The organism is Psychrobacter sp. AOP3-A1-26 (assembly GCF_052378235.1).
In the GTDB taxonomy this organism is placed as follows: domain Bacteria; phylum Pseudomonadota; class Gammaproteobacteria; order Pseudomonadales; family Moraxellaceae; genus Psychrobacter.
On sequence record NZ_JBQSXN010000035.1, the window covers coordinates 23,170 to 31,926 of the forward strand.

Here is an 8,757-nt window from a genome sequence, read left to right on the forward strand (position 1 = left end):
GCGAGTCATATTTATACATATTTAAAAGGAATTTATCATGACCGATCAAGTTGATAACTGGCACAAACTGGCACGCTACGACACCAATATACAAGGCGAGCTGCATGCCAATTTACTGCGCAATAACGACATAAGCATTTCGCTGCAACCGCTAAGTGCGATGCCGGGTATGAATTCTGGGATTGTGCTGTGGGTTCAAGATACCGATTTGGCACACGCTCAGAAAATTTTGGATAGTATCGATAAGGACGCGGCAAGTTTGCCTGAACCAAACGACAATAACGGTGGTACTTTATAAATGTGTCAACTCTTAGGAATGAACTGTAATACCCCAACCGATATTGGTTTTAGCTTTGCAGGGTTTCGTCGTCGCGGCGGTATGACCGACAGCCATGAAGATGGTTTTGGTATAGCCTTTTTTGAGCGTAGCGAATGCGCCAATGTGGATAACGATAAGAGCAATGCCTCTACTGGTTTGCGTCTGTTCCATGATAATAAACCAAGCCATTTATCGCCAGTGGCTGATTTGGTCAATAATTATCCGATTAAAGCCATGAACGTCATTGCTCATATTCGTAAAGCGACCCAAGGGCAAAATTGCTTGGCAAACACCCATCCGTTCACTCGTGAAGTCTGGGGCGAGCAGTGGGTATTTGCCCATAACGGACAGATGAACAGCGAATTTATCAAACGCTGTCAGCGTCTGCAAGATAATGGTAATGCTTCACACTGTCAGCCAGTTGGTTCAACCGATTCTGAAATGGCGTTTTGCTATCTGGTTAATCGCCTAAAAAGTAGCTTTAAAACTCGTCCTGATGACCAAACGCTGTTTAATTTTTTGACCACCCAATGTCGTTATTTATCCGCCAACGGCTTGTTTAACTGCCTGATATCGAATGGTAGCTGGCAATTGGCTTATGCGGGCAGCTTATTGTTTTATCTGACGCGCCAAGCGCCGTTTGGTGAGGCGAAGTTGGCTGATGATGATTTGGCGATTAACTTTGGTGACGTCACCACAGATACCGATAAAGTGACCATTTTAGTGACCGTACCATTGACTGAGAATGAAAAATGGCAGCAATTAGCGGTCAATGAATGCTTAATATTTCAAGATGGAGATGTCATTTATAAAGACAGCCCAAGCCAGCGTAAGTTTTTAACGATTGAGGAAGGGATTGCGGTGGCAAGGTCAGTTGGGGCGAGTGTTTAGGATGGTTGGCTTGTATTTTTAAATTGGTTGTTCCACTATGAAATTAATAGTTTAATAAAAATTAGGTGAAGCCATGTTAGGCAATGACATTCAAATAAAACAGCTAATAGGTGTCGGTGATGTACATCTTAGTTTTCTACCTGACCAAAGAGTGTATTGTCTGATTGGTGAAAATGGTATTGGTAAAACCAAGTGTTTAGAAGCTTTGTTTATTTCATACCTAGTACACAATAATGACTTCTTATCTGGTGATTACGCTGTTTTTCCTGAAAGACATTTCCCGTTTACAAGCTACATATCTAATTTATCTAGCCAAGCTCTTAAACCACCTACTGGTAACTACTACGACTTTGAAAAAGTTTTTTTTGGGACAAATTATCATAATCTCCCTATAAATTTTGTAGGAGCACAAAGTAGAGGTTATATAAGAGATGGTTCTGAGTATAATAGTTCGATTTCTCGCGATAATTTTGATGGTATTGGCGTAAAAGAAGAAAGGAAGTCTAGCTACTTAGATAGGTTAATAACAGGAGTCGAAAGTACGGGTCTAAAAGATTTAAATATGGATACAGATATTGAAAAATGGATTATTCAACGTGCTCGATCTGCGAATCCATATCAGTCTGTAGAAGACAATAGAGAAATAGAGATTAAAACTTTATTTGACTTACTTAGTAAAATTGACAAACGCATTGATGCAAGCTTTCTTGAAATCTCAGGCAACAATCGCGTATTCATTAAAGTTGCAGATAAAAAAACTGAATTATCCGAGCTTTCTAGTGGCTTTGCCTCAATACTAAAAATCATGCAGTCCATTATCGCAGGTTACAGTTATTTCACTAATGAAACCAATATCGCTCATGTCAAAGGGGTGGTCTTCATTGATGAAATAGAAAGCCATCTTCATACCAAATGGCAAGCGACTATTATTCCTACCTTGAAACGTCTATTCCCTAATACTACCTTTTATATCACTACTCACTCCGCAATTGTTTTGAGCCAATTACAACATGGCGAAGCTTATGAGTTATACCGTGATAAAGCAGATGGCGTAGTAAAAACGGAACTGATAAATCATCCTAATAATGCCGCATTTATAGACTTGTTAAAAGATGCTTTTGATATTGATATTAATCAGCTTAAGTTAGCGCGAGATAATGCGCCACAGCAAGCAGAAGCAAAGCAGATGCTTATCAGTTTATTAGATGAAAAAATTAAACAACTAGAGGCAGGGCAATGATGAGTGAAAGAGAACTATTGCTTGATGCCAATTATTTAATTTATTTACTAGAGGATAAGGTTGACGAAAATGACGCTAATCTTTTGCAAAAATTAAAGACCTTACGTGCTGAAATAGCTTCAAATAACGTCGAAGTAGTCATCACACCACTCATCCGTTATGAGTTTCTAAGATACTTTTTATGGAAGAAAGGAGATGACGAGGTTAAAAGATATGTTAAAGTGATGAACATGCTCACCACTTTAGATATCAGTCAAGATGTCGCAGATTTAGCTGCTGACTTATACCGACTAGATAAATTTATTGCCAACGAAAATAATGTCAATAAAAATATTGATAAACGTCAGTTTGATATATTTCATTTTGCTACGGCTAAGGTTAATGATATAGAATTGCTATCTAATGACAAGCACTTGCCGCAGCTTGAGAAGCTATATACTCTTTACGAAGGAAAACTAATTTAGTTTCTAACTCAAGTACACCCCACAACAGCGCTTAAACTTCTCACCCGAGCCGCAAATACACGGCTGTTTCTGTGTGACAGACATTGAAACAGTCGGATCTAAAAAGTACCAACGCTCATTTACCTTCACGAAGCTAGATAACTCTTGATGAGCCTGCGTTCCGTCGGGCGTATTAAAATAAGCCTTAAAATCAACTTGCGCATGGCGTTTACCCAGCTTTGGCGTATGCGCGACAATTTCTAATCCTGCCCAATCTGTCTCTCTTGCCCAACTCTCAATTGCCTTTATATCAAGAAAATTTTGCTGAGCTGGCACAGTAGTCGCTACAATATAATCTGGTTTTACCAAGACAAATGCACTATAGCGCGTGCGCATTAAACGCTCCGCAGTGTCTGCTTTATTAATGCCATCATGATAAGGCTGGCAGCAATCTTTATAAGCTAACAGCGTGCTTAAATTGTCTGATGTTGGATTGATTTGGCAGGGGCATGTTTGCATGGAGGTTGACATTATTTACTCGAGTGATTATTTGTTTTTTAGGGCGTGTCCTCATTTTAAAAATGGTGATAAAAATAAGTTAAATTGCAGTTAAACAAGGAAAATAGTGCAGATAATATCGGGATATTAGCCAACTATTTGACGATGTTTAGCAAAATTTAGCCATTTTCAGCCCATTTAGGTATTATCGTTTAGATTGAGGACACGCCCTAGTAGTTTTACAGATTTTAATTCAGCCAGTTTTTTATCAATTCTGGCCATAGGCCAATTTTAAGCTTTGCCCAAGGTGCTGGATCACGTAGCTGCGACCAAAAAGACTCAAAGGGCGGGGCAAAATATATCAATAAAATAAGAATGGTATATAGGAGCAGATACCACCATTTGTCTTTATGCTGATAAAACTTCATCGCTGTACCAGACGAGCGTTTCATGGTCATATTGGATAAATTAACGCTATATAGCTCGTCCAATGCCAAGTGTACCACCGCGCCGCCAAATAAAAACAGGCCATAAAACCAGCTAATCGTTAACGGTAAACGCAAACCGTAATAGCTTATATAAGTCAAACCCAAACCTAATATCGCCATATAAGGCACAGAATGAATCACGCCGCGATGCACAGTCATTTTGGTAAACATGGAGAACGCCACATAGCGCATAAAGCCATAACCTGCCAGCCATAACACTATTAGCGCCAATAAACTTAGCTCGCTGCGCCAATGCATCACCAGACCAAAGGCAAAAACAAACGAGATGACATTAAAACCAAGCTTAATCGGCGTCGAATTATCAGAATCCAAATCAGGTAGCAGCCCACCAATAGTGCCGAGCGCCACACACATCAAAAACCCTGAATCATCAATCAATCCTGCTTTGTAAACTGTCAAACTCAGCGTACCACTCGCCATAAAAGCGACATTCAAGTGGGTGTTAAAATTGGCCATAAAAACTCATCAATAAATAGCGTGCGAAACGTTCATTTCGAGCCGCTTGTCTAGCAGTAAAAAAGCGCACCATGATACCATAGAGCGGCCATACGTCTAACAGAGATAATTGCTATGACTGCCAGTGATCTACCCATCAAACCCCATTTCTATGCTGATTCGAATAGTTTGCCCATGTCTGATGGTAAGCTTGATAAAATCTTTGCTCAAATTGACTGGCAAGCACCGTGGCTGCGTCATTTAAATCAATTAAAAGATATCAGCGAGGCCGTTAAAGGCATGAGTACGCTAAATGAACAAAAGAACAATGCGGCGTATGACGGTCCATCAATAGATGTAATCGCTGGTGTATTAAACAAAGCATTCAACCAGCAAAGTAGCCACACGCAAATAGAACTGCCAACCACCAAACCTACGCTAAACAATCAAGCTAAAACTTTAGAATTTGTCTCGCAAAATGCGCTGCCAGAAGGTGAGGCGTACGAGAGTTTTATCGGCACCACTGGCAATATTCCGACGCGTGATAATTTGCATGATTTATTTAATGGCAGTATTTGGCTTACTTTTCCAAAGACCAAAGCGCTGCTCAACTACTATCATATGCTCGAAATCGCAGAGCAAGGCATTGGTGGTAGTCGGGGGCGTGTTCGCGATACCATCACCGTATTTGATGAGAATGGGGCGATACTGGTGACAGCCGAACCGAGCATCGGTGAAGCACTGATTGATTTTGATTGGCAAACGAGCTTGGTTGCGCCACGTGCGCAGTGGGATAATCCGAAACAAATAAGCGCAGACGATAAAAATAATGCTAAGGCGGCGGTTTATATTTTTGGTCATGCATTGCTAGAAAAGCTCCTACAGCCACGTAAGCCGTTATGTGCGCATAGTATCGTGATAAATGTAACGCAAGATTTCTTTGCTTTATCATTGTCTCAGCGTATGCAGTATTTGGATAATCAAGTCGCTGACTATATGGATATATTATTGTCACGACATGATGTCACGCCGCGTAAACTGTCGCCATTGCCGATTTTGGGAGTGCCGCACTTTTGGGCTGAAAATGCCAATCCTAGTTTTTATGATGACAGCCAAGTTTTTCGTAGTGGCCGTCGCCAAAAAAATAAAAGTTAAGGTAGAATTAAAGTACCTGTCAATCAACTCCTAAACCATTGTCGCGTTTACGATTGTGCCACGATTTGTCAACGTCTGGTTGTTAACAAAGCAGCCTAGGTTTGCTATGGTAAGAGGACGCGGTTGATAGCTGAACTGATTATACTTATTTTTTAATAAATTTAAGAGTAAATCTTTTAAGTAAAAAAAGTAAAAACGAACAATAAATACCACGATAAAAAACAAGCATTTAGCCACCTGTTATAACGATAAATTCATAACAATCTCTACTTAAATTTCAAAATGTAGATAAGGAAGCTACCATGAGTGATATTTTTAATGTAAAAGACACTATCTCGGTTGATGGCAAGGAACATGCCTATTATAGCCTGCCAAAGTTGGCTGAAACCTATGAGAACATCAATAAACTGCCATTCTGCATGAAAATCGTCTTAGAGAATCTATTACGTAATGAAGATGATGGCCAGTCTGTCGGCAAAAACCATATCGAAGCCGTGGCTAATTGGGATGCGGGCGCAGAATCATCAAAAGAAATTGCCTTCATGCCAGCGCGTGTTGTGTTGCAAGATTTCACAGGCGTACCATCAGTGGTGGATTTAGCAGCCATGCGCGATGCGGTCGTTGAGCTGGGCGGTAAAGCCGAGCAAATTAATCCGTTTATTCCTAGTGAATTGGTCGTTGACCATTCCGTGCAGGTTGACGCTTATGGCCGTGAAGACGCGCTAGATTTGAATGAGAAAATTGAATTTAAGCGTAACAATGAGCGTTATGAATTCTTGCATTGGGGTCGCAATGCGTTTAAAAACTTCGTTGTCGTCCCACCAGCCACTGGTATTGTGCATCAGGTAAACCTTGAGTATTTAGCACGTGTGGTGATGGCTGCTGATGTCGATGGTGAACTGACGGCATATCCTGATACGGTATTCGGTACGGACAGTCACACCACGATGATTAATGGTATTGGTGTACTCGGTTGGGGTGTAGGCGGTATCGAAGCCGAAGCCGCAATGCTGGGTCAACCGTCATCGATGCTGATTCCACAAGTGGTTGGTTTTGAGCTGACTGGCAAGCTAACGGAAGGCGTCACCGCGACGGATTTAGTATTGCGTGTGGTTGAGATGTTACGTGCCCATGGTGTCGTTGGTAAATTCGTCGAATTCTTCGGCGAAGGTTTGCACAGCATGCCGTTAGCGGATCGTGCCACGATTGCCAATATGTCGCCAGAGTATGGTGCGACTTGCGGTATCTTCCCAATTGACCAAATGGCGATTGATTATCTGCGCCTATCTGGACGTGACGAAGCGCAAATTAAACTGGTCGAAAAATATGCCAAAGCGCAAGGTCTATGGCACGATGCTGATATGCCAGCTGCGACTTATTCAAGTAAGCTAGAGTTGGATTTATCATCAGTACAACCAGCGCTTGCTGGTCCTAACTTGCCACAACAGCGTATTAATCTATCAGATATGTACGACAAGTTTGGTGAAACGCTAGAGAAAATGACTAAGGATCGTAAGTCAGAAATAAAAGGCAAAGAGCGTTTTGACGAAGAAGGCGGTGAGCAAGAGCAAGCAGAAAGACTAGCGGCGAAACCTAATAATGCTGCAGAAAATACCCCGTTTGACGTCAATGATGTGAGACATGCTGAACACAGTGCTTTTTCTACCGTTAATATAGATGAGGATGAGCATAAGCTGCGTGATGGTGCAGTGGTCATTGCTGCGATTACTTCTTGTACCAACACCTCAAACCCTGCGGTGATGATTGGTGCAGGTTTGGTGGCGAAAAAAGCCGCTGCGAAAGGTCTAAAGGCCAAGCCTTGGGTCAAAACGTCATTAGCGCCTGGTTCAAAAGTCGTTACTGATTACCTTGAAAAAACCAAGCTAATGGATGAGTTAGAAAAAACAGGCTTTTACTTAGTGGGTTATGGTTGTACCACCTGTATCGGTAACTCAGGGCCACTGTTAGAGTCGATCGAAAAAGGCATCGAAGATAATGATCTAGTTGCTGCGGCGGTACTATCAGGTAACCGTAACTTTGAAGGTCGTATCCACTCGCACGTCAAGGCCAGTTATTTGGCTTCACCACCATTGGTTGTCGCTTATGCGCTGGCAGGTACGGTCGATATTGATTTGACCACCCATCCACTCGGACAAGATCAAGACGGTAATGATGTCTATCTTAAAGACATCTGGCCAACGTCGGATGAAATCAATGAGCTGATTGCCAATAATATCGATGCAGAGATGTTCCGCAAAAACTACGGTGAAGTATTTGACGGTAGTGCAGCATGGAACGCCATTAGCTCAGCTGATAGTCAATTATATCCTTGGGACGAAGAATCTACTTATATCAAAAACCCACCGTTCTTTGATGGTATGACTATGGAGCCAGAAGGTATCCTCGATATCGAAGGCGCACGTATCTTAGGTCTATTCGGTGATTCGATCACTACTGACCACATCTCACCAGCGGGTAATATCGATGCAGATTCTCCTGCAGGTAAATACTTGCAAGAGCGTGGTGTGATGGAAGCCGACTTCAACAGCTATGGCTCACGCCGTGGTAACGATGCAGTCATGACACGCGGCACCTTTGCCAATATCCGTATCAAAAATACTATGATGGGTGGTAAAGAGGGTGGCTATACTTATTACTTCGCAGGCGATAATGACAAGCTTGAAGACGGTAAAGAGATGGCTATCTATGATGCGGCGATGAAGTATAAAGAAGACAAGCGTCCGCTAGTGGTGCTTGGCGGTGCAGAATATGGCTCTGGCTCTAGCCGTGATTGGGCAGCCAAAGGAACTATTTTGCTAGGTGTAAAAGCAGTGTTGACCAGCTCGTTTGAGCGTATTCACCGCTCGAACCTAGTTGGCATGGGCGTACTGCCATTGACCTTTAAAGAGGGCGAAAACGCTGAAACCTATAAGCTCGATGGTTCAGAAGTCATGAGTATCACTGGTCTCGACAATGGCGAAAGCAAAACGGCTAAAGTTACCGCTACTCGTGCTGATGGCTCAAGCGAAAGCTTTGAGGTCAACGTTGGTTTGCAGACCCCAAAAGAGCGTGAATACGTGCGTCACGGCGGTGTATTGCACTATGTGCTACGTCAGTTAGCTGCGGACAGTAAAAACGCTGCATAATGGTTAAGTAGACTGAGTATAAAAAGAAGCCCAATCCCAGTAAAATAAGGGATTGGGCTTTTTGTGTTTAAGCGAGACTTTTATAATCTTAGATTAACACATGAAGTGCAATACCAAATGC

At 42.1% G+C, this 8,757-nt stretch carries 8 protein-coding genes; 6 read left to right on the top strand and 2 right to left on the bottom strand.

Going from position 1 to position 8,757, the window contains the following annotated elements:
- Nucleotides 1-37 precede the first annotated feature (37 nt).
- The 4 genes from ACT3TU_RS07710 (at nucleotide 38) to ACT3TU_RS07725 (ending at nucleotide 2,914) form a co-directional block, all read left to right on the top strand.
- Nucleotides 38-298, top strand: a complete 261-nt coding sequence (locus tag ACT3TU_RS07710; protein ID WP_444784226.1) for a hypothetical protein — start codon at nucleotides 38-40, stop codon at nucleotides 296-298.
- A complete protein-coding gene (locus ACT3TU_RS07715) occupies nucleotides 299-1,210 on the top strand; it encodes a class II glutamine amidotransferase (protein WP_192523601.1) in 912 nt (303 codons plus the stop codon). It begins immediately after the preceding gene.
- Nucleotides 1,211-1,283: 73 nt separating this feature from the next.
- Nucleotides 1,284-2,450 (top strand): AAA family ATPase, encoded by a 1,167-nt coding sequence (locus ACT3TU_RS07720; protein WP_192523600.1) that lies wholly within the window; start codon nucleotides 1,284-1,286, stop codon nucleotides 2,448-2,450.
- Nucleotides 2,447-2,914 carry a type II toxin-antitoxin system VapC family toxin gene (locus ACT3TU_RS07725; protein WP_192528831.1) on the top strand — a complete coding sequence of 156 codons (468 nt, stop codon included), beginning with the start codon at nucleotides 2,447-2,449 and terminating at the stop codon, nucleotides 2,912-2,914. Before ACT3TU_RS07720 ends, ACT3TU_RS07725 begins: the two co-directional genes overlap by 4 nt.
- A gap of 3 nt (nucleotides 2,915-2,917) precedes the next feature.
- On the opposite strand, the gene ACT3TU_RS07730 is transcribed toward ACT3TU_RS07725, so the two are convergent.
- Complete coding sequence (locus ACT3TU_RS07730) at nucleotides 2,918-3,424, bottom strand: YchJ family protein (protein ID WP_192523598.1); 507 nt, start codon at nucleotides 3,422-3,424, stop codon at nucleotides 2,918-2,920.
- 215 nt (nucleotides 3,425-3,639) lie between these two features.
- Nucleotides 3,640-4,356 (bottom strand): metal-dependent hydrolase, encoded by a 717-nt coding sequence (locus tag ACT3TU_RS07735; RefSeq protein ID WP_192523597.1) that lies wholly within the window; start codon nucleotides 4,354-4,356, stop codon nucleotides 3,640-3,642.
- A gap of 114 nt (nucleotides 4,357-4,470) precedes the next feature.
- Between ACT3TU_RS07735 and ACT3TU_RS07740 the strand changes: the two genes are divergently transcribed.
- Together ACT3TU_RS07740 and ACT3TU_RS07745 are read left to right on the top strand one after the other, a co-directional pair.
- Nucleotides 4,471-5,490 carry a DUF3025 domain-containing protein gene (locus ACT3TU_RS07740; RefSeq protein WP_192523596.1) on the top strand — a complete coding sequence of 340 codons (1,020 nt, stop codon included), beginning with the start codon at nucleotides 4,471-4,473 and terminating at the stop codon, nucleotides 5,488-5,490.
- Between the two features lie 302 nt (nucleotides 5,491-5,792).
- Nucleotides 5,793-8,636, top strand: coding sequence for an aconitate hydratase (locus ACT3TU_RS07745; RefSeq protein ID WP_192523595.1), 2,844 nt, complete (start codon nucleotides 5,793-5,795; stop codon nucleotides 8,634-8,636).
- Nucleotides 8,637-8,757 lie beyond the last annotated feature (121 nt).

Coding starts and splice junctions, on each gene's coding strand:
- ACT3TU_RS07710 (WP_444784226.1), top strand. CDS start 38: ATGACCGATCAAGTTGATAACTGGCACAAACTGGCACGCTACGACACC.
- ACT3TU_RS07715 (WP_192523601.1), top strand. CDS start 299: ATGTGTCAACTCTTAGGAATGAACTGTAATACCCCAACCGATATTGGT.
- ACT3TU_RS07720 (WP_192523600.1), top strand. CDS start 1,284: ATGTTAGGCAATGACATTCAAATAAAACAGCTAATAGGTGTCGGTGAT.
- ACT3TU_RS07725 (WP_192528831.1), top strand. CDS start 2,447: ATGATGAGTGAAAGAGAACTATTGCTTGATGCCAATTATTTAATTTAT.
- ACT3TU_RS07730 (WP_192523598.1), bottom strand. CDS start 3,424: ATGTCAACCTCCATGCAAACATGCCCCTGCCAAATCAATCCAACATCA.
- ACT3TU_RS07735 (WP_192523597.1), bottom strand. CDS start 4,356: ATGGCCAATTTTAACACCCACTTGAATGTCGCTTTTATGGCGAGTGGT.
- ACT3TU_RS07740 (WP_192523596.1), top strand. CDS start 4,471: ATGACTGCCAGTGATCTACCCATCAAACCCCATTTCTATGCTGATTCG.
- ACT3TU_RS07745 (WP_192523595.1), top strand. CDS start 5,793: ATGAGTGATATTTTTAATGTAAAAGACACTATCTCGGTTGATGGCAAG.